Raw genomic sequence first — 20628 nt, 5'->3', positions numbered from 1 at the left:
TAGACAGTCTTTATTATTGAAACAATTGATTTATTTTTGCCTTATGCAACACATTGAACAGTACCAAAAACCATTTCTAAAATATTTAGAAACTTTTACCGTAAATAAAGAACCTCAAAACTTATATCAACCTATAAATTACATTCTTCAATTAGGTGGTAAACGGTTGCGACCTATTTTAACTTTGATGACTGCTGAGGTTTTTGGAGGAACGGCAAAAAATGCAATGGATGCCGCTTTATCTATAGAGGTGTTTCATAATTTTTCGTTAGTTCACGATGATATTATGGATGATGCGCCTTTACGTAGAGGTGAAGCGACCGTGCATGAGAAATGGAATCTTAACACAGGTATTCTATCTGGTGATGCCATGTTGATTATGGCTTATCAACTTTTTGAGAATTATGAGCCCATTATTTTTCAAGCTTTAGCAAAATTATTTAGTAAAACAGCTTTAGAGGTTTGTGAAGGTCAGCAATATGATATCGATTTTGAAACTCGTGACGATGTTACGATTGCTGAGTATCTTAAAATGATAGAGTTTAAAACAGCCGTTTTGGTTGGTGCAGCCATGAAAATGGGTGCTATTGTAGCTAAGGCTTCAGAAGAAGATCAAACTTCTATTTACGAATTTGGTCGTTTATTAGGAATTGCATTTCAACTGCAAGATGATTATTTAGATGCTTTTGGAAACCCTGAAACTTTTGGAAAACAAGTTGGTGGTGATATTCTTGAAAATAAAAAAACCTATTTGTATTTAAAGACTTTAGAATTAGGGACTGCAGATGATAGTTCTAATTTGAAAAAAGCGATTAATAATACAAAGCTTTCTAATGACGATAAAGTTGAAATGGTAAAGCAGCTTTTTGTGAATTCAGGTGCAGCAGAAGCAACTCAGATTGCTGTAAAAGCTTATACAAATAAAGCACTGAATGTTTTAGAAACATTAAATATTGCAGAAGAAAGAAAACAATCACTTAGATTATTTGGAGCGCAATTAATGAATAGACGTGTATAATGACTTTGCCCTCTAATTTTGAAGATTTAATAACAGAAGCAGAAAGTTTAAACCTTTATAAAAAGCTGATTTTGCAACTGAACAAGGATCTGTTGTATGCTAATATTGATTTAGAGTTTCATAAAGATACTTTGCCAACAAGTTTAAAGTTAGTACTACAAGAAACAATTTTTAATCTTATAAATTCTAAATTTTCAGATTACCTTAATTTGTTATATATCGTTGATGTTTCAGAAATAAAAATTAGAAACCTCGATGGTAGTGATGTTTTAAAAATGTCTGAAGACGTTACGTTTATGCTGCTACAACGTGAATGGCAAAAGGTTTGGTATAAGTCTAAATATGTTTAGATTATTTATTTGGGATAAATTTATCTTATTTAAAATAATGTTGTATTTTTGTATTCTAAATTAATTATACAATGTTTTCTAAAGCCTGTGAATACGGAATAAAAGCAGCTATCTTTATTGCTAGTAATTCATTTGAGAATAGACGTGTTAGTCCAAAAGAAATTTCAGAAGAGATTGATTCTCCCCAAGCTTTTACGGCTAAAATTTTACAAGCTTTAGTTAAGAACAATATTGTAAAATCTGTAAGAGGTGCTTATGGTGGTTTTGAAATTGATAAAGATAAAATTGCAACCACTAAACTAGCGCAAATTGTTTATGCTATTGATGGAGATGGTATCTATAAAGGTTGTGGATTAGGTTTGCATACTTGCGATGAAAACCATCCTTGTCCTGTACACGATAAGTTTAAGGTTATTAGAGAAGAACTTCAAGATATGTTAGAAAACACAAGTTTAGAGCAATTAGCATTAGATATAAAATCTGGTGTAACATTTTTAAAGGTCTAAAAAAATTTGAATATAAATAAGATAAAATTATCCGAAATAAAATTATAATATGGAAACACTTCAAAAAAATACCGTAAAAGAAATAGGTCAGTACGTTGCTGATGATTTTAGAACTGCAGCAATTTTTTCTAAATATAAAATTGATTTTTGTTGTAATGGTAATAGAACAGTAGAAGAGGCTTGCGAAAAAAAAGGAATTGATAGTACTAAATTAATAAAAGAGATTCAGCAAGTTTTAGACTCTAAATCTGGTGAAAGTATTGATTATAAATCTTGGCCATTAGATTTGTTGGCAGAGTATATTGAAAAAAAACACCATAGATATGTTGAAGAAAAAACTCCTGTTTTACGTCAGTTTTTAGATAAATTATGTAAAGTACATGGCGAACGTCATCCAGAATTGTTTGAAGTCAATAAATTGTTTACAGCTTCTGCTGGCGAATTAGCATCACATTTAAAGAAAGAAGAACTCATTCTTTTTCCATTTATTAAAAAAATGGTCGCTGCTAAATTAGAAAATGGCGCAGTACAATCTCCGCAATTTGGTACGGTTGAAAACCCTATTACAATGATGATGGAAGAACATGATAACGAAGGACAACGCTTTAGAGATATTGCAGAATTGACAAATAATTACAATCCTCCAGCAGACGCATGTAATACTTATAGAGTGACTTACGCTATGCTAGAAGAATTTGAAAAAGATTTGCACCTACATATTCATTTAGAAAATAATATATTGTTTCCTGAAGCTATAAAATTAGAACAACAATTTGGTTAATATCAGATTCCTTAATTGTTTTCTTACTTTAGAAAATCCTAAGATGTTATTCACTGACATCTTGGGGTTTTCATTTTTGTAATGAGTATATTTCTAAATCGTAATCTAAACGATGCCCAAAAAATTAGTTGTCATATGTTTAATTAATTTTCTAATTGCTGCCTTAATGGGGTTAGCGCTACGCTTCTCATTTTTACAATCCATTGGTTTAAATTATAGATTTTTAACGCATGCGCATTCTCATGTTGCTATGTTAGGGTGGGTATATTTAATGTTATTTACACTTTTTGTGCATTATTTTATTCCAGATCAACCTAAACGTTTTACACGTTTGTTTTGGGTAACAGAATTTGCTGTTGTTGGGATGATGATAAGCTTTCCGCTTCAAGGGTATGCTGCTATTTCTATATCGTTTTCAACACTACATATTTTTTGTAGCTACTATTTTATGTATCTCATTTGGAAATATCAAAAAGTAAATAGTAGAGTAAGCCAAAAACTATTAAAAACAGCACTCATTTTTATGGTGGTTTCTACGATAGGTGTTTGGTGTTTGGGACCTGTGATTTCTATACTTGGTTCTGATTCCGCGTTTTACAATATTGCGATTCAATTCTTTTTACATTTTCAGTTTAATGGTTGGTTTTTAATTGGAGTTATTGCAATTTTCTTTCATCTTTTAAGAGTTGAAGATTCAAAAATATTTAGACAGTTTTATGTCTTATTAATCCTATCAACTATATTAACGTTTGCATTGCCAATTCAATGGTTTTTACCTCACAAGAGTTTACTATGGATTAATGGCGTTGGTATAATTCTTCAGGTGGTAACACTCTATTTATGCTTTCAAATACTAAAATCAAAACAACTTATTTTAATCAAAAAGGAGCATACGCTTGTGTTATATATGTATGGTTTTGCTCTGGTTTGTTTTTTGTTAAAAGTCGTGTTTCAAACCTTTTCAGTTTTACCTCAATTTTCTGAAGTTGTTTTTAATCATCATAATTTTGTGATTGGTTTTATTCATTTATTAATGTTAGGTGTGATTTCAGGATTTCTGTTTGCTTTTATTCTAAAAAGTAAATTGGTAACCAATTCTAAAAGCTTAACTATTGGTTTTTATAGCTTTGTTTTGGGTTTTCTTTTAACAGAAATATTACTCTTAATTCAAGGTGTGATGTTTTACTTTGAAATAGGCTTGCTTTCAAATTATTATCTATTACTATTTATGTTTAGCATTTTATTGCCCTTAGGAATTAGTTTTATTTTATTCAATATTATTAGAAAAAGTAGACAATACAGAGATTTATAGGCTATAAAAAAGACGTGTTTTTTGAAGTTAATATTTTAAACTGATTTATGTCATAGTTTTATATTCAGGGATATAATAGTTTTAGTAATAAGTTCTAGAGTTATGAAGAATATACTTCTACTTACTGATTTTTCTGAAAATGCGACTAATGCCATTAGGTATGCTATGCATTTTTTTGAATCTAAAAAGTGTACGTTTTATTTTATGTACGTGCATAAAGTTGGGAATTATATTTCTGATGATTTATTAATATCTCCCAAAAATAGTATCTACGATTCTATAACAAAGAAACCAAAGGCAAAATTAGAAACCTTAATAACCATACTTAAAAATGATTTTAAAACTGAAGATTATCATTTTGAAACTGTTGTAGATTATGATGTTTTTACTGATGCCATCAATCAATCTATTACTAAATTTTTGATAGATTTTGTAATTATGGGAAGTAATGGTACTTCTAATGTTAAAGAAGTTCTTTTTGGTAGTAATACAATGAATGTGATTAAAAAAGTAAAATGTAAAACCATTGTAGTACCCAAGGATTATAGATTTAAACCTCTTAATCAATTTCTTGTGTCTTTAGAATTAGATAGTGCGTTAAATACCGAGTTGATTGAAAATATTATAGATTTTACAGAAGACTTTCATTTAAAGCTTCACGTACTTAGAATTATTTTAGGGAATAATGATTCTAATATTATCCTTAGAGATAAGGAAAGGTTATCGCTTTTAGATGCTAAATATCAGTATATCGAAGATGTACCTATAGATTATGCGGTGTCCAGTTATCTTCAAACTAATGATATTAATATAACCGCTTTTATTGCACAAGATAAGTCATTTTTAAAACGATTATTTAATGCTTCTCCAAGTAAAGAATTAAAGTCTAGAATGAAATTACCATTATTAGTGCTGCATAGTCAATAAAGTAGATGTCGAATTTAAATCGTGAAATATGATTAAGTCATTAAGTCATGAAGATTGTAAAAGAATACTTCATAAAAATTACATAGGTCACTTAGCATATGTGTATCATAATAAGCCCTTTGTTGTACCTATTACTTACTATTACGATGATAATAGAATTATTTGTTACTCTAATGAGGGGCATAAAATATCTGCTTTGCGTAAATACAATAGAGTAGCGATTGAAGTTTTAGATATAAGATCCATAACAAAGTGGAAGTCTGTTACTGTTCATGGTGAATTTGAAGAGTTAGAAGGAAGCGGTGCAAAAGCGGTGCTTCATGAGTTTTCTTTGGGAATTAAAAATGTTGTGATGAGAACAGAGTTACGCGACTTAGACTACATCAGTGAATTTTCTGCTAAAATTAGCAGTGATAAAACCGCTATAGTTTTTGTTATTAAGATTGAAGAAATGATAGGGAAGATGACAATAGATTTATAATTCTGTTTTTATTTAAAAATATAAGATAAATTCACATAGAAATTACGTCCTTGTCTAGGGAAGTTATTCCAATCTGCGAACGTAGAATAATTAGTGTCTAATATGTTTTCAATACCATATTTTAATACCGTTTTACCGAGTTTATTATAAAACACATTTCCTAAATTCAGGTTTAAAATAGCATAGTCAGCCGTTTCATTTTCACCATATTTAATACTGTAATTACTTTGGTTGCCATTACCATCTAACTGCAATGCTACATTAAATTTTGGTCTATTATAATTGAATTCAGCAAAATAAGAAAACGGTTTAATGAGTGGTAAATTTTCACCATTATTACCTTTTCCGTAGTTGTAGCCTATTGTGCCGTTTATGGTAAAACGCTCTGATATTTTATAACTACTATTTAAATATGAACTAAAAATAGACGCATGGTCTAAGGCAGAATATACACGCACTCCATTAGCACCAATAGTCATAGAACTAACATTTGATGACAATTCACCAATGATATAATCCATGATATAGAAGTATGAAGTTTCTAAACCTATTTCGAAATCATTATAGTTTTGTTCGAAGTTAAAATTTACTTCAAGTGCTTTTTCGTCTTTTAAATTTGGGTTTCCGATGTAATCGTAGTTATCAAAACTATTGAATAAATAAAAGCCATAACCTTCGCTAACTGAAGGTGCTCGTTCGCCATAACCTAAGCCTAAAGACATGTTGTAATTCTCTTTTTTAAGTTGATAGGTTGAAGATAAACTAACCAAGAATCGGTCTTTTTGTTCGTCTACATTGCCATGAAAAATCTCAAGACTTTGTACACCAACTTCTTTTGCAATTTTGTTATTATGATAACCCAACCTTATAGAAGACGCAATAGTTTCATGTTCGTTAAAGTGAAAATCATCTTTTAAGAATATACCAGAGTATAAGGTTCTAATATCTGGCCATGTGTACATAAACATATCTGGTTCTTCGGGATTATTAGAAAACATGGTCATTTCTGCTAAAGACTTATTATAAAATCCGTTGACGTTAAAAGTAAGATGGTGTTTGTTTTTTAGCATTTCTGCTTTACTATAAAACCCGTAAGTATCGCTCCAACCAGGCATGTCCATTCTTATGGCTACAACTGGTCGTTTAGTATCATCCATAATATGTGTTATGGTATTAAAATACAATTTGGTTTCTAAAGATTTTAAGGCTTTATCTTCAGGTTTGTAATAGTGCGTTAGAGATGTAATTAAAGCTTCAGCTAAAGAAACATCCATTGGTAAAGCAGGATAACCTACATCTGTAGCTTTATCATAAATAACGTTGGCATCTATGCTTTGTGTTTCCGAAAATTTGTAACCAGATTGTAGTGAAATGTTATACTTTTCGAACTGAGAATATAGGATTTCTTTATTGTTGCCAGCATCATAATTATCGGATTTTCTGTAAATACCGTCAGCGCTAATAAAGAATTTATTGCCTGTATATTCTACATCTAATCCTGTTGCTTTATAATTTCCGTTAGTTTCATAACCTAAGTCTAAACCGGTTTTAAAACCTGAACCATTAAATTTAGAGGATGGTAGTTTTAAATCGATTCCTCCACCAATTGAATGACCGTTTTCTGTACCTTCTTGTCCCGAGCCAATGCTCACTTTTTCTAGATTAGAAACATCAATATAAGAGGTTATTGGGTCCATTTTATCTGTACAAGCACCAAAAATCTGCATGCCATCAATAGTGACTACCAATCGCTCACTTGCCATATTATTAATAGTGGCTTCCCAAGCGTAATTGCCACGTTTTATCATGGTGACTTTGTTCGATTTTTCTAAGAAGTCATCAATGCTAGACAGTGTTTTTTCTTGTCTGTGATTACTTAATTTTCGCCTAGAAAGTACGAGGACTTCTTCTAATTTTGTAGTGTCTTTTTTAATCTCTTTATTGTTGTCTTGGGCAAATCCCAAAGAAGACAATAGCAGACATAGAATGACTGTTATTAGCATTTTCATGGCTAAAAATTTTAGTGTTTTAAATGAATTGGTAAAAATGTGTCTTAGAAGTTAGAGGCGAAACTGAAGAATCACAACCACTATTAAAGTTGAGATTCTTCACTTCGTGCCTCATTCTTAATGACAGTAAGGATAAATTAAAATTCCAGTTCTAAATACAAGCTACTCGCTTCGTTTTCATCGGTAACGTCTTCTCCTTTTAAAACACTATCGTCTGCATTCATTAACTTTAGGTTTAGTTTCCAGTAACCAGTCATTGTTAATGATAAATCGCCATAATAGAAATTATCTGCATTATTATAAGTTAAATCTGTATTGTTAGGTGACGTATGATTTCCCATGCCTGGCATACGTGGGTCTAAAGCTATGGTATAGTCTTCTACAACTGGAAACGTCATCATGTTTTCCATTTTAAACAAACCAACTTTCATTGTATTTACAGCAATACTTGGGTCTTTTGGTTCAATAAGTGCCAAGATATATTTGGTGTCATCACTTCCCATAAAACTCGCTGTGTTTTGGTTTTCATATTGAAATACAGATATCGTTTCTGTAACCGAATAATCAGTGCCATCAATAGTGTAATTTAAGGTTAGTGACCAACCAGAAGCATCTGTGTTTGTCATTTGGTAGATTATAAAACCTTCATAAACGGTATCTTTTCCTAAAGCTTTAGTAATTGTAGATTTAGGCGAAGAATGTTCCATAGTTGGCATTTGCATCATTGGCATCCAAGAAAGGGTAGCATCTTCAATATAGCTATCTGTGGTGTTGTCTTTAATTCTAAGACTAACTAAATTATAGCCAGTTTCAAACATACCTTTCTCGTTGTAAAGTTCTATGGTTTGGTTGTTGTTAATAATAGTTTGAATAAGTTCTAGGCCTTCAGTTTCATTAACTATGGCATCATCATCGTTGTCTGTTGAACATGAAAAGAATAGTGCAATAAATGCGATTGGTAATAAATATTTAAGTTTCATTTTAAAATGTTTAAGTTATTTTTTAATGTAAGAATCCTGTTTGAAGCCGATTTGGTTTCAAAAAAATGGAAGTTGCTCTGAGTAGAGCTTAAAAAAAATTAACTTAAATCTGGTGGTGGTGTATGGATATCATAATACCCAGAAACAGGTTGTTTTATTCTGTAATAAAAAGTGTTTTTAAGATTTGAAATTTTAGAAAAATCATTAAAAGTATATTCTATAGTTGTATTAATAACATAGATGTCTAAGCGTGTTCTGTCAACTAAATTTAGCGGTGTATCTGAATTAGAATCTGTGTTGTTTTGTACCAGCTGTTTTGTTAAATAACATTTACCATTACAGCCTTTTTGGTCATCTTTTTGAATACAAAGTGTTTTGGTAATAAAATCTTGGTTAATTATAAAATCGGTTACAATAGCCACATTATTTATAGTGTTCATGAGTAAAACGAACGTTAAAAACAATGCCGTAGCTTTATATATGATTTTTAATATCATAAGGCTAAATTCAGACTAATTTGTCTTTTATTATATGATTTATGTCAGCTAACCTTAAATTTTAAAATATTGAAAATAGGTGGCCGTTAAACGTTTTAGAGTTGTGACTTTTTTCTCAACGTCTAAAGAGTTTTCTACATCTTTTATATCTGTAATCTCTTCTAAAATAGGAACGAGTACCACATGAAGTTGGTCGTGAGCTTCTCCTTCCATATCGCAGCTTTTAATAATATAGCTGGTTTGTTTTGAAAGGGCTTCACCTAATAGTTTTCCATTTGTTGAAGTGTTATTTTTTAAAATAGAATCAATACGTTTCATGCCAATATGCGTTTCTTTATTGGCAATCCATTTTTCGTTATTATTTAAGGTTAAACCTTCAAGTTGAATGGCTGAATGTTTTTCAGGCTTAGCAGTTTCGTTTTTACAACCAAAAGTTAATGCTAATAGCAACGCGATTATTACATGTTTTATTGTCATGATTTTTATAAGTTTAAAAAGATACGAGATGTCACCTTGAGCGCAGTCGAAAGGTCTTTAATATTAAAAGAAAAGGTTTCGACTGCGCTCAACCAGATAACAATTGATAATTATTGAGATCACAACTAAAAATCTTTTTTCTTTGATTTGAATACAATGCGTAAAACAGGCATCACAACCCAAACGGTGAGCATCACAAAAGATACAATTAAACCAAAGCTTGTTCCGAAAAATTGTTTGAAAACAGCACCTGTGTAACCTAATAATGCTGAGATGTCTAATTTTAAAAGAATTAGCGTTCTTGATAAATCTATAGGATTTAGCATGGTGCCAAAAAGTGATACTTTGTCTAGTGGATAATCTTCAAACATAATTAAGGTCATTAAAAAGAGGCCGTCATAAATAACAGCCAAGAACAACCAAAGTAAAATGGCGTAACCAAATCCTTTAATCTTATTCTCGTTAGATAACGCAATATTGAAGGCAAGAGCGGTAAATATTAAGGTTAAAAATGTACCAGTAATAAGTAGAAGAGAAAAGTCCCAAATGGCACTACTTTCAAATAATCCGTAAAACACAAATGGAATCCCTAATCCTAAAATTAAACTCATAGATAAGGATAGCGCAACACCTAAATATTGACCTAAGAATATGGAAGAACGTTTAATGGGTTGTGCTAAAAGTAGCTCCGTAAATTCTTGCGAATTATAATAATACATGACGCCAAAAATGGTTCCTATTAATGGTACTAAAACGATGATGACGTTCATTAAAGTAATCACTGCTTTAGATAAATCGTTATTTAAAAATAATAACACAACTCCAAGCAATAAATAAAATGCGAAATACACATAACTCCAGCGACTACGCATAAGGTCGTAAAAACTATATTTTAATATCTTAAGCATGATTATCTGTTAATATAGACGCAATCGCATGTTCAAAATCGGGTTGATTGGTCTTGGTTTTTAATTTTTGAATAGAGCCTTTAAAGTAAATTTTGCCTTCTAGGATAAATACAATTTCGTCTGAAATTTCTTCAACAAAACTCATAATGTGTGAGGTAATGAGCACTGTTTTTCCTTTGTTTTTTTCAGCTTTAATTAAATCTTTTAATCTAATAAGGGAAATGGGGTCTAAACCTGTGGTTGGTTCGTCTAAAATAATTAATGGACTATCAAACATAAAGGTTAAAACGAGATTTACTTTTTGTTTTGTTCCTCCAGAAAGATTTCCTAATTTTTTATCTAAAAAAGGTTCAAGTTTGAATAGGTCAATTAAACGCTCATCTTCATTGGTTGGCTTACGTAAATCCTTAATCATTTTAATTAATTCTTTAACTTTAAGATTGCTCGGAAAGTTGGCGATTTGTGGTAAATAGTCTATTTTATGTCTGTATTCTGAATTCTTTTTAATGTTTTCACCAAGTACAGAAATATCTCCTTTATCTGGAATCACCATACCCAAAACTGATTTTATCAACGTGGTTTTACCTGAGCCATTTGGACCAAGAACAGCAAAAATTCCACCTTCACTTATAGATAAATCAACACCACTAAGGACTTGGTTTTTTCCGAACGTTTTATGTAGATTTTGAATGGTTACCATGTTATTTTTTTTATTATTGGGTTATTGTCTAGTAAATTGTCTGGCGTAAATACTGGCGACACTTTTTCTGAAAAATCAATGATATCTATAAACATACTACGCAGTAAAATGATAGTTTCTGGTGTGCGATTCACGATATAAGAAAACAGTTTTACAGGTCTGTAAGGAACGTCTCCAACACCATTTTTGTCTAAGTCATAACCGGTGTAATTACTCCAGTAATTTTTATCAAAAACATTATCGTTAACATTACTGTTGTAAGCAATATCAAAGGAATTGTATAAAAAATTGTTTTCCGTAAATGTATTAGTATAACAGGCGCCTTTTACTTTGATGGCCCATCCGTTATTTGAAAAATTATTGTGTTTATAAATAATACGGTTAGAACCTTCTATGTTGATTCCGATGGTATTGTCTTCAAAAGTATTACCTATGATTTCGGCATCATTTATTTCTTTTAAAAGCATTCCGTAAGAAGCTGTTCCCCAGTTTTCTTTAAAAAGATTATTGTACATTTTTATGCGCTTTGAAAACATAACAGCAACACCAGCTCCATTGTTTTCAAAAGTATTGTCTTCGTATAAATCGTCGTTAGAAAACATGAAGTGTAAGCCATAGCGTACGTTTAATGCGCTGACATTGTTTTTAATAGTGCAAAAGTCAGAAAATTCTAGATAAATACCGTCTCTAACATGCTGAACAAAATTATGTTCAATCTGAATATTTTTACTGTACCAAAGTTGAATGCCGTTTCCTGAATTATATTCTTCATTCGCCTCTCCAATTATTTTATTATGAATGACTTTACCATCTCTTGATTTTTCGATATAAATACCGAAGAATAATTTTTCTAAAACCAAATTTTGAATTAAGAAATTTTTACTGTTTTTAACACGTATGGCTGCATAATCTGCAGTATAACTATTGCCAACATTAATAATAAATAAACCATCAACAGTAACATTATCTGAAATAATCGTAATAATTTCACCTTTCAATTCACCATCAATAATGGGATAATTCTCACCAATAATGGTTAAGGGCTTGTTCACAATAACATTATGTTCCTTATACGTCCCTTTTTTAACTACAATGGTATCAAAATCCTTTGCTTGAGCAATACCATCGCTTAATGTTGAAATAGGACAAGTTTTGCAAACTTCAATTTGGTGTGCAAAGCTGTTGCGACTTGCAAGGAATAGAACTAATAGTAATAATATGATTTTAATGTTTTTCATAAGCTATAATAATCCTCCTGATCTTAAACTAAATCCTACAAAAACGAACAACACAGCGATCAGCGTAACCAAACCTATGTGGTAAGCGAGTGGCTTTAATTTTTTCTTTGGAATTAAAAAAAAGCGCGCATGTACGGCAAGTAGAACAGTGCATAACAATAAGATTAATTTAATGTATATATGCTTGTTTTGATGATTTGAAAAGTCGAACTTAAAAAAATCTGTGGTGTAAATACTGGCCATATAAATACCAGTTATTACTAAAATAAGTAATGCAGGAATGCCAATACGTTCAAACTTTGATTCAAATTGCTCTATGATGCTAAAGTCATTTTTTGATAATGCTTTAGGCAAAAAGCCTAATGCTAGAATTAAGTGACCGCCAGTCCAGATCGTTGCACAAATAATGTGTAAGAATATGATGAGTTTTAAAAGCATGACCTAATTATTTAACTTTGAAAGAAGTTGATTCCATGTATATAATTGCCCTCCATTATCTGCTTGAAATTTTTCAGCATCAGACTTATTTTTAAAGGCTGAAAGAAACGCTCCCATGGGGCTAGGAATCTGCTCACTAATTAAAAATGTGGCTTTTGTAGCGTCAATTAAAATTTCGGGTTCTGTGTAATTATTAGATAAGTAGAGTTGAATTTCAGACGTGTTAAATTCTTTTGTGAAATTAATCATACATTCTGTTGCATCAAATTTATAGACTTTACCTTTTTGAGTTACAATTTGAGCGGCATGTACTTTATCTACAATAGTCATTGTACAAAATTGACAACTATCGCTTCCATAGTTTATGGGTGCTGGGCCAACATTACAACTTGTAAAAATAAGAAGTAATAAGACTGGTAAATAGTGTTTTAGTGTTTGCATGGGTATAGTGTTTTTTTAGAGCGTTACTGTTATACCTTTTTAAGGCTTGCTTTTCGGCCTAACCAAAAAGCAACAAGTGTTAATGCCATACCAATAAACATGAGATAACCTCCTGTGTGTGGTAATGACGTAACATCAAAATTTAATAGTTTTTGAAATCCTAATAATGGTGGTTTATAAGACATAGGTGTCCCATCCGGATTGGTTACCTTAATAATAGCATGCGGATCTAAATTACTACCATAGTCTATGAGCCAATTATTAAAATCATACATACCTAATATGCCTAATACTGACATTAATAGAAACCATCCTATAAAGTATTTATAGCCTAGTTTTTCAAAATATCCTAATAAGCCAATAACAGCACCTAAAATGGCCATACCTAAAATAACTTTGGGAAAAACTGAAAACTCCCACATCTCTTCGGCTTTTGGGATTGTTTTCATGCCAATGTAGTGGTTTAGACCATCAATATTTTGTAGATCAAATTCTTCAACACCTTTAATACCTTCAATGTAGATATTCATTCCTAATGGATCAGGATATTGTGGTGCACCTAGCATAATGTTCCATAGAGGGAATTTAAAAAGTCCTAATAATAGTAATGAACCTATAATCATTATAATGCTAGCCTTTTTCATGATAAGTTGTATTTAATGTGGTAATCAGTGAGGTTTCTGTGTAAACAGAATAAAGTGTTTTAAAAAAGAAAGGCGAGAGCGAAAATTCAACTCTCGCCTTAATTAGAGAAATAAACACTAAAACAAAATCTCTCTAATTTTTAATATTAGTTATTCGATATCTTCACCTAGAGACCACTTAATTGGTGTGTCTGAATCAGCTGCAGAGACTCTTATGTAACCTTGCATTTCTTGGTGTAATGCAGAGCAGAAATCTGTACAGTAAAATGGCCATACACCAACTTGTTTTGGTTCCCAAACAGATGTTTTTGTTTGTCCTGGCATTACTAGTAACTCTGAATTATTTTGTCCTATTACCGCAAATCCATGAGGTACATCAAAATCTTGCTCTAAGTTAGTAACGTGGAAATATACTTTGTCGCCTACTTTTACACCTTCAATATTATCTGGTGAGAAGTGACTTCTAATAGTTGTCATATAAATATGTACTTCTTTTCCGTCTCTTACCACTTTGGTGTCTGCATCAGATTTTGCAGCATATGGATGCTTGTTATCTGCTAGTTTATAGATTTTTTGAGATTGCTCCTTTATAATACTTGCTTCCATTGCAGCAGCGTAATGTGGCTCTCCATGCGTTGGGAAATCTAATAATAGCTCCATTTTGTCTCCAGAGATATCATATAATTGTGCTGAGTGTTCCATCTCTGGACCCGTTGGTAAGTATCTGTCTTTGGTTATTTTATTCATTGCAAACATGTATTTACCTTGTGGTTTTCCAGAGTTTCCTCCAGGAATTGTTAAGTGACCAACAGAATAATAAGTAGGTTTTCTGTCGATAACTTCCCATGTTCCTAGTTTCCATTTTACAACTTCAGAAGAAATAAAGAATGTCGTATATGCATTTCCTTTCCCGTCAAATTCAGTGTGTAATGGTCCTAATCCTGCTTGGTTTACAACACCTGCTAACACATCTTCAAAGTTTAAAATAGGTATTCCGTAAGCTTCACCTGCAAATTTTTCATTTTTAATAGCATCTAACATTTTTGTAAATGAATGCACTGTTACGTTTGCTGATAATTTACCATTACCTACAATGTATTCTCCAGAAGGATCTACAGCACAACCATGAGGTGATTTTGGTGTTGGAATAAAATAAACAGCTCCAGGAACATCAATTGGGTTTACAACACGAACTTCTTTTTTCATAGTAGAGGTTGCTGTATGTGTGTCCTCATTATATACATTATGTGCATAATTAGCAGGCATCATTGTTCCACCACCATTATTTACATACTCTTCAATTTTTTTCCAGTTAATAGCTGCAATAAAATCTTTATCATTTTGTGACGCATTAACTTCTAAAAGGGTATTAGCCTCTTCTGTATTATATGTTGTAAAGAAAAACCAACCATGAGATTTTCCACGTCCAGGGTGCGATAAATCATAGTTAAAACCTGGCATTAGGATTTGGAATTTAATATCCATGTTACCAGTTTCAGGCGCTACGCTAATAAAAGATAAGGATCCTTTGAAGTTTCCTTTGTAGTCCTTAATTGGCATATCACGTTGTGGAATTGGCACAGAAAAACGTGTTCCTGCAACAACATATTCTGTGTTTTCTGTTACAAAAGAAGAACTGTGATTACCTGCACTATTAGGTACTTCAATAATTTCTTCGGTTTCAAATGTGGTAAGACTTAGTCTTGCAATACGAGGCGTGTTGTTTTCATTTATAAATAACCAACGACCATCTAATTCCCCTTTTGATTGAGAGATATCTGGATGATGCGCATCTCCCCAAGGGATAAATCCGTGAGAGGTGTTTAACATTGGTTTTGTTTCTTCAGAATACCCATAACCAGAGGTTGGAAATTGAGAAAAGACAGGGATTTCTTTAAACATTCTACCAGAAGGTAAACCGTACACTGTTACGTTACCGCTGTATCCACCTGATAGGAAGGCATAATGCGAGTCGTACTCTCCAGGAGCTACATAAACTTTTTCAGCGATATTACTTCCTAAGGCACCAGACTTACCGCCTGACTTTCCTGAATTATTACAACTAGTAAATGTTGTTAAAGCAATTACAATTGCAAATGTTGATATTATTATATTCTTCATTGTTAATTAGTTTTGGTTATTGTTTTATTCCGTAGGTGGTAATAATACCTTATCGATAACATGTACAATACCGTTTCCAGTCTTATAACTTGCCAATATTTTTGCACCACTAATAAGTGGTTATCCATTCATAACTTCTATCTTAACGTATTCATTGTTAGCTTGATCTACTTTTTTGAATTTTCAAGAAATTCCTTAGAATAGTTTCCAGGCCTTACATGATATTTTAAAATTTTTGCTAAGGCATCTTTATTTTTCTGGGTTTAGTAAATTTTCAACAGTACCTTTAGATAAAGCTTCAAATGCCTCGTTTGTTAGTGTAAAAACCATTAATGGTGCTGCATTTACTAAAGTATTTTCTAATTGAGCTCTTGTAAAGTAGCGACTAAAAGCACGGTTCTTAAAGCTAATAGCAATGCTTAAAACGGTGATACTATCATCATCTTCAATTAAAGCTTGACTAGTTCGTTCTGTAGATTGTGTTTCTGTTTTTACTTTTGAAGACACTGTAGAGGCATCATCATTTGTGTATTCACAAGAAAAAAAGAGTTGCAATTATAAAAAAGAAACACGTGCTTAATTTGGTTTATAGATTATTATAAGGTTCTAAAATATTCTAATACAGCTCTAGCTTCTTCTTCAGTAAGATGCTGATTTGCCATAGGGGCACCATTAAATTCCATTAATAAGTCTTTAGCTAATGGATCTTCTTTAACCATTTGTTCTGGGTTTAGAATCATATTCATAACCCATTCAGGAGTTCTTCGTTCTAAAATACCTGTTGGTGCAGGTCCAATAAATTTTTTGTCTGCTTTATGGCAAGCGGTACACATTTTTGCGTAAACGTCCTTTCCGTGTTTAGCCATATCTTGGTCTATCTCTTCACCTAAGGTTACAGAGGTTACTGAACCAACACCTTTATTTGAGAGTTCTATACGTTGTGAAGCAGGTACTTTTTTTTCTACTTTGGCTGGTGCTTTTTTACCGTAACCTGTTTCTTCTTTCTTTTTGTCGCTTTCACCACAACTTACTAAAGTTGCAATAGCGATAATAGCTAATAGTTTTAGAGATTTTTTCATCGAATTAGATTTAATTTTAGGCAAATTTAAAAAGGAGTCATTAGAAAATACATGACATTTGTCATGATTAGGATGTTTTTATCCGATTTAAATTTTCACCTATATTTAATACCCTTTTAAAAGGTGTGATTGAGTATTCTTTAATTGAATTAAAAACTTAGGGTGTCGTAAAGATTATAGTCTGTTATGATCAATAAATAAAAACCCCACAAATTAATTGTGAGGTTTAATTTAATGCAAATAGAGCGTTTTTAAAGCTGTGTTTTTTTAATAAAATAGGATAATTAATTCTTATTAAAACGTAAACCTTACAAAAGGCATCCAGGCTTCATTGTAAATGCTTTTGTCTTTATTATAAAGTACGTCGTATCTAATACCAATGGTAACATTTCCGCTAGAGTAACCAGCGCCTAAAAATAAAGCAGGGTACCAATAATCTTCATCGAGATTTGTTACAAAGTTGCTGTCAAAATTTCGACTAACATGTAATTGTTCAAATTCTGCAGAAATCTGAACTTCTCTGTAAGGATTAACAAGACCAATAATACTTCCTCCTAAAACAGTAGATTTAAAAATATCTTTTTGGCTGCTGTACGAATAATTTAAACCAATACCTGTTGCTAAATAGGGATTAAACCTGTAAAGTGCATTAGGTGCTATAGATCCGCTAAAAAAACCATCGCCAAAATTAAGGCCTAAGCCACCACCGAATTCTACGTGATTCCAAAAATCACTTTTATTAGAGGTTGAATTTTGAGCGAATGAAAATAATGTAAAGAAAGACATTATTAGGCTACATAATAATATTTTAGGGCTTAGTAGGTGTTTCAAATTTGTCATTGTTTTAATAGTTCTAATCAATATGTTATAAATATAATAAATCCTTATCTATATTTACTAAAAGTTGTATTTTTGACTAAATTATGTTGAAACGACAACGTCTCAAAAAGTAAAATGGATAAATATTCCTTTCTCAACGCGGCACATACGGCATATTTTGCTGACTTATATGACCAATACCTCAAAAACCCAGATTCTGTAGAGCCAAGTTGGCGCGCCTTTTTTCAAGGTTACGACTTCGGATCTGAAAATTTCGGTTTAGATGGTGAAAATATTGAAAGTGTTTCTTCGGAAATACCAGAACAAATTCAAAAAGAATTCCAAGTTTTAAACCTTATTCAAGGTTATAGAAGTAGAGGGCATTTGTTTACCAAAACAAATCCTGTACGAGCAAGACGTAAATACGCGCCAACCTTAGAGGTTGAAAACTTCGGATTGTCTAAGAATGATTTACAAACCGTTTTCTCTGCTGGAGAAGTATTAGGTTTAGGATCTTCAGCGACTTTGCAAGTTATTATTGATCACTTAGAAAAAGTGTATTGCGAATCTATTGGTGTAGAATATATGTACATCAGAAAACCTGAAGAAATTCATTGGATTCAGCAGAAACTTAATGTTAATGATAATCATCCAAATTTTTCTGGTGATGAGAAGAAAACAATATTAAGAAAATTAAACGAAGCTGTTTCTTTCGAAAACTTTTTACATACAAAATATGTAGGTCAAAAGCGTTTTTCTTTAGAAGGTGGTGAAGCTTTAATTCCTGCTTTAGATGCCTTAATAGAACATGCTTCTGGTTATGATGTAAAAGAATTTGTAATGGGAATGGCCCATCGTGGTCGCCTTAGTACATTAACAAACATCTTTGGTAAATCTGCAAAAGATATTTTTAGCGAGTTTGATGGTAAAGATTACGAGCAAACAGTCTTTGATGGTGATGTAAAATACCATTTAGGTTGGACGAGCGATCGTGTAACCGATAATGGAAACAAAATAAACATAAACTTAGCTCCAAACCCTTCGCATTTAGAAACTGTTGGTGCAGTAGTAGAAGGTATTACAAGAGCTAAGCAAGATGATAAATATCCTGATAATCCTTCACAGGTTTTACCTATTATTGTTCATGGTGATGCAGCTATTGCCGGACAAGGTTTAGTCTATGAGTTAGTGCAAATGGCACAACTAGATGGTTATAAAACAGGAGGTACAATTCATATTGTAGTCAATAATCAAATTGGGTTTACAACCAATTATTTAGATGCACGTTCTAGTACGTATTGTACGGATGTAGGTAAAGTAACACTTTCTCCGGTATTGCACGTTAATGCAGATGACCCAGAGGCTGTTGTTCATGCTACATTATTCGCATTGCATTTTAGAATGAAATTTAAGCGTGATGTCTTTATAGATATGTTAGGTTATAGAAAATATGGGCATAACGAGGGTGATGAACCTAAGTTTACACAACCATTATTATATAAAGCTATTTCTAAACATAAAAATCCTAGAGATATTTATGCTGAGCGTTTATTAGCAGAAGGCGTTATAGATAAAGGATTTGTAGCTAAAATAGAAAAAGAATATAAGGATAAACTTGAAGAAAAACTTGAGGATTCTCGTAAGCTAGCAAAAACAGAAATTACACCATTTATGCAAAATGAATGGATCGATTTTGTTTCTGTTCAAGAAGATAAAATGATGTTACCTGTGGATACAACATATCCTAAGGAAGGTCTAGCGAAAATCACTAAGGTTATTTCAAATTTGCCTGAAGATAAGAAGTTTATAAGAAAAATTCAACGTTTAATTGAATCGAGACAAACCATGTTTGACGAAAATCGATTAGATTGGGCAATGGCAGAGCATTTAGCTTATGGTTCTATATTGTTAGAAGGAAACGATGTTCGTATATCTGGGCAAGATGTAGAGCGTGGTACTTTCTCTCACCGTCATGCAGTTGTAAAAGTTGAAGATAGTGAAGAAGAAATTGTTCTTCATAATAAATTAAGTGACGAACAAGGGAAGTTCTTTATATACAACTCTTTATTATCAGAATATGGTGTTGTAGGTTTTGATTATGGTTATGCTATGGCAAGTCCTAAAACATTAACCATTTGGGAAGCACAGTTTGGTGATTTCAGTAATGGAGCACAGATTATGTTAGATCAATATATTTCTGCAGCTGAAGATAAATGGAAACTACAAAACGGATTGGTAATGTTATTACCTCATGGTTATGAAGGTCAAGGAGCAGAGCATTCATCTGGTCGTATGGAACGTTATTTACAGTTATGTGCAAAGGATAATATGTTTGTTGCAGATTGTACTACTCCAGCCAATATGTTCCACTTATTACGTAGACAAGTTAAAGCAGGGTATAGAAAACCATTAATTGTATTTACTCCAAAAAGTTTATTACGTCATCCTAAAGTAGTTTCTACAGTAGATGAATTAGTAAATGGAAGTTTCCAAATGTTAATTGATGATGCTAATGCTAAAGTAGATAAGGTAAAAACACTTGTTTTTGTAACAGGTAAGTTTTATTATGATTTATTAGAAGAGCAAGAAAATCTTGAAAGAGATGATGTTGCTTTAGTTAGAATAGAACAGTTATTCCCATTACCAGCTCAAGATATGAGAGCGGTACTTGAGAAATATAAAAATGCAGACGATATTGTTTGGGCTCAAGAAGAACCAAGAAACATGGGGGCTTATGGTCACATGTTAATGAACTTTGATGAAGCTAAACAATTTAGAATAGCAAGTAGAAGACCTTATGGTGCTCCTGCTGCAGGAAGTTCTGTACGTTCTAAAAAACGACATAAGGAAGTTATTGATTTCGTTTTTGATAAATCAAAAAACAATCAGAGATAATAAATTT

General features: G+C 31.9%; 22 protein-coding genes. 8 read left to right on the top strand and 14 right to left on the bottom strand.

Translation table 11 applies throughout. The annotated features are described in order from the left end of the window. Positions 1-43: 43 nt before the first annotated feature. The 7 genes from H0I32_RS06350 to H0I32_RS06320 all read left to right on the top strand — a co-directional run bounded on the left by H0I32_RS06350 (position 44) and on the right by H0I32_RS06320 (position 5375). Positions 44-1018, top strand: coding sequence for a polyprenyl synthetase family protein (locus H0I32_RS06350; protein ID WP_173588336.1), 975 nt, complete (start codon positions 44-46; stop codon positions 1016-1018). Continuing rightward, entirely contained in the window at positions 1018-1368 is a 351-nt protein-coding gene (locus H0I32_RS06345; protein WP_179312587.1) for a hypothetical protein, read from the top strand. Before H0I32_RS06350 ends, H0I32_RS06345 begins: the two co-directional genes overlap by 1 nt. A gap of 71 nt (positions 1369-1439) precedes the next feature. Next, the gene (locus H0I32_RS06340; protein WP_179312589.1) at positions 1440-1874 is read left to right on the top strand and encodes an RrF2 family transcriptional regulator; all 435 of its coding nucleotides are present in this window, start codon (positions 1440-1442) and stop codon (positions 1872-1874) included. Positions 1875-1923: 49 nt separating this feature from the next. Further along, positions 1924-2655 carry an iron-sulfur cluster repair di-iron protein gene (gene ric / locus H0I32_RS06335; RefSeq protein ID WP_179312591.1) on the top strand — a complete coding sequence of 244 codons (732 nt, stop codon included), beginning with the start codon at positions 1924-1926 and terminating at the stop codon, positions 2653-2655. Positions 2656-2767: 112 nt separating this feature from the next. After that, positions 2768-3967, top strand: a complete 1200-nt coding sequence (locus H0I32_RS06330) for a hypothetical protein (protein WP_179312593.1) — start codon at positions 2768-2770, stop codon at positions 3965-3967. A gap of 102 nt (positions 3968-4069) precedes the next feature. Continuing rightward, a complete protein-coding gene (locus H0I32_RS06325; protein WP_179312595.1) occupies positions 4070-4894 on the top strand; it encodes a universal stress protein in 825 nt (274 codons plus the stop codon). 28 nt (positions 4895-4922) lie between these two features. Next, positions 4923-5375, top strand: a complete 453-nt coding sequence (locus tag H0I32_RS06320; protein WP_179312597.1) for a pyridoxamine 5'-phosphate oxidase family protein — start codon at positions 4923-4925, stop codon at positions 5373-5375. An 8-nt stretch (positions 5376-5383) separates the two neighbouring features. On the opposite strand, the gene H0I32_RS06315 is transcribed toward H0I32_RS06320, so the two are convergent. The 14 genes from H0I32_RS06315 to H0I32_RS06250 form a co-directional block, all read right to left on the bottom strand. Further along, entirely contained in the window at positions 5384-7384 is a 2001-nt protein-coding gene (locus H0I32_RS06315; RefSeq protein WP_179312599.1) for a TonB-dependent receptor plug domain-containing protein, read from the bottom strand. 137 nt (positions 7385-7521) lie between these two features. Then, a complete protein-coding gene (locus tag H0I32_RS06310) occupies positions 7522-8364 on the bottom strand; it encodes a hypothetical protein (protein WP_179312601.1) in 843 nt (280 codons plus the stop codon). A gap of 98 nt (positions 8365-8462) precedes the next feature. After that, a complete protein-coding gene (locus H0I32_RS06305) occupies positions 8463-8804 on the bottom strand; it encodes a hypothetical protein (protein ID WP_179312603.1) in 342 nt (113 codons plus the stop codon). A gap of 111 nt (positions 8805-8915) precedes the next feature. Further along, a complete protein-coding gene (locus tag H0I32_RS06300) occupies positions 8916-9338 on the bottom strand; it encodes a hypothetical protein (RefSeq protein ID WP_246293556.1) in 423 nt (140 codons plus the stop codon). A 125-nt stretch (positions 9339-9463) separates the two neighbouring features. Then, a complete protein-coding gene (locus H0I32_RS06295) occupies positions 9464-10246 on the bottom strand; it encodes an ABC transporter permease (RefSeq protein WP_173588346.1) in 783 nt (260 codons plus the stop codon). Beyond that, positions 10239-10946, bottom strand: a complete 708-nt coding sequence (locus tag H0I32_RS06290) for an ABC transporter ATP-binding protein (protein ID WP_173588347.1) — start codon at positions 10944-10946, stop codon at positions 10239-10241. The genes H0I32_RS06295 and H0I32_RS06290 overlap by 8 nt, the downstream gene beginning before the upstream one ends. Beyond that, complete coding sequence (locus tag H0I32_RS06285; protein ID WP_179312604.1) at positions 10940-12184, bottom strand: nitrous oxide reductase family maturation protein NosD; 1245 nt, start codon at positions 12182-12184, stop codon at positions 10940-10942. The genes H0I32_RS06290 and H0I32_RS06285 overlap by 7 nt, the downstream gene beginning before the upstream one ends. Before the next feature lie 3 nt (positions 12185-12187). Then, entirely contained in the window at positions 12188-12622 is a 435-nt protein-coding gene (locus H0I32_RS06280) for a CopD family protein (protein WP_173588349.1), read from the bottom strand. A 3-nt stretch (positions 12623-12625) separates the two neighbouring features. Continuing rightward, a complete protein-coding gene (locus H0I32_RS06275) occupies positions 12626-13063 on the bottom strand; it encodes a nitrous oxide reductase accessory protein NosL (protein ID WP_173588350.1) in 438 nt (145 codons plus the stop codon). Between the two features lie 29 nt (positions 13064-13092). Next, positions 13093-13707 (bottom strand): hypothetical protein, encoded by a 615-nt coding sequence (locus H0I32_RS06270; RefSeq protein WP_173588351.1) that lies wholly within the window; start codon positions 13705-13707, stop codon positions 13093-13095. Between the two features lie 150 nt (positions 13708-13857). Next, the gene (gene nosZ, locus H0I32_RS06265; protein ID WP_179312606.1) at positions 13858-15828 is read right to left on the bottom strand and encodes a Sec-dependent nitrous-oxide reductase; all 1971 of its coding nucleotides are present in this window, start codon (positions 15826-15828) and stop codon (positions 13858-13860) included. Positions 15829-16077: 249 nt separating this feature from the next. After that, positions 16078-16383, bottom strand: a complete 306-nt coding sequence (locus H0I32_RS18060; protein WP_246293557.1) for a hypothetical protein — start codon at positions 16381-16383, stop codon at positions 16078-16080. Between the two features lie 41 nt (positions 16384-16424). After that, positions 16425-16907: a c-type cytochrome gene (locus H0I32_RS06255; protein ID WP_173588353.1), complete on the bottom strand. Its 483-nt coding sequence runs from the start codon at positions 16905-16907 to the stop codon at positions 16425-16427. 294 nt (positions 16908-17201) lie between these two features. After that, positions 17202-17747: an alpha-ketoglutarate decarboxylase gene (locus tag H0I32_RS06250; RefSeq protein ID WP_256928792.1), complete on the bottom strand. Its 546-nt coding sequence runs from the start codon at positions 17745-17747 to the stop codon at positions 17202-17204. Between the two features lie 114 nt (positions 17748-17861). On the opposite strand from H0I32_RS06250, the gene H0I32_RS06245 reads away from it, so the two are divergent. After that, complete coding sequence (locus H0I32_RS06245) at positions 17862-20621, top strand: 2-oxoglutarate dehydrogenase E1 component (RefSeq protein ID WP_179312608.1); 2760 nt, start codon at positions 17862-17864, stop codon at positions 20619-20621. Positions 20622-20628: the final 7 nt, after the last annotated feature.

Source organism: Winogradskyella sp. HaHa_3_26, from assembly GCF_019278425.1.
In the GTDB taxonomy this organism is placed as follows: domain Bacteria; phylum Bacteroidota; class Bacteroidia; order Flavobacteriales; family Flavobacteriaceae; genus Winogradskyella; species Winogradskyella undariae.
This window is presented reverse-complemented; position numbering and strand designations above follow the sequence as displayed.

Coding starts and splice junctions, on each gene's coding strand:
- H0I32_RS06270 (WP_173588351.1), bottom strand. CDS start 13,707: ATGAAAAAGGCTAGCATTATAATGATTATAGGTTCATTACTATTATTA.
- H0I32_RS06295 (WP_173588346.1), bottom strand. CDS start 10,246: ATGCTTAAGATATTAAAATATAGTTTTTACGACCTTATGCGTAGTCGC.
- H0I32_RS06275 (WP_173588350.1), bottom strand. CDS start 13,063: ATGCAAACACTAAAACACTATTTACCAGTCTTATTACTTCTTATTTTT.
- H0I32_RS06315 (WP_179312599.1), bottom strand. CDS start 7,384: ATGAAAATGCTAATAACAGTCATTCTATGTCTGCTATTGTCTTCTTTG.
- H0I32_RS06325 (WP_179312595.1), top strand. CDS start 4,070: ATGAAGAATATACTTCTACTTACTGATTTTTCTGAAAATGCGACTAAT.
- H0I32_RS06280 (WP_173588349.1), bottom strand. CDS start 12,622: ATGCTTTTAAAACTCATCATATTCTTACACATTATTTGTGCAACGATC.
- nosZ (WP_179312606.1), bottom strand. CDS start 15,828: ATGAAGAATATAATAATATCAACATTTGCAATTGTAATTGCTTTAACA.
- H0I32_RS06350 (WP_173588336.1), top strand. CDS start 44: ATGCAACACATTGAACAGTACCAAAAACCATTTCTAAAATATTTAGAA.
- H0I32_RS06345 (WP_179312587.1), top strand. CDS start 1,018: ATGACTTTGCCCTCTAATTTTGAAGATTTAATAACAGAAGCAGAAAGT.
- H0I32_RS06305 (WP_179312603.1), bottom strand. CDS start 8,804: ATGAACACTATAAATAATGTGGCTATTGTAACCGATTTTATAATTAAC.
- H0I32_RS06310 (WP_179312601.1), bottom strand. CDS start 8,364: ATGAAACTTAAATATTTATTACCAATCGCATTTATTGCACTATTCTTT.
- H0I32_RS06320 (WP_179312597.1), top strand. CDS start 4,923: ATGATTAAGTCATTAAGTCATGAAGATTGTAAAAGAATACTTCATAAA.
- H0I32_RS06330 (WP_179312593.1), top strand. CDS start 2,768: ATGCCCAAAAAATTAGTTGTCATATGTTTAATTAATTTTCTAATTGCT.
- H0I32_RS06250 (WP_256928792.1), bottom strand. CDS start 17,747: ATGACAAATTTGAAACACCTACTAAGCCCTAAAATATTATTATGTAGC.
- H0I32_RS06255 (WP_173588353.1), bottom strand. CDS start 16,907: ATGAAAAAATCTCTAAAACTATTAGCTATTATCGCTATTGCAACTTTA.
- ric (WP_179312591.1), top strand. CDS start 1,924: ATGGAAACACTTCAAAAAAATACCGTAAAAGAAATAGGTCAGTACGTT.
- H0I32_RS06300 (WP_246293556.1), bottom strand. CDS start 9,338: ATGACAATAAAACATGTAATAATCGCGTTGCTATTAGCATTAACTTTT.
- H0I32_RS06290 (WP_173588347.1), bottom strand. CDS start 10,946: ATGGTAACCATTCAAAATCTACATAAAACGTTCGGAAAAAACCAAGTC.
- H0I32_RS06245 (WP_179312608.1), top strand. CDS start 17,862: ATGGATAAATATTCCTTTCTCAACGCGGCACATACGGCATATTTTGCT.
- H0I32_RS06340 (WP_179312589.1), top strand. CDS start 1,440: ATGTTTTCTAAAGCCTGTGAATACGGAATAAAAGCAGCTATCTTTATT.
- H0I32_RS06285 (WP_179312604.1), bottom strand. CDS start 12,184: ATGAAAAACATTAAAATCATATTATTACTATTAGTTCTATTCCTTGCA.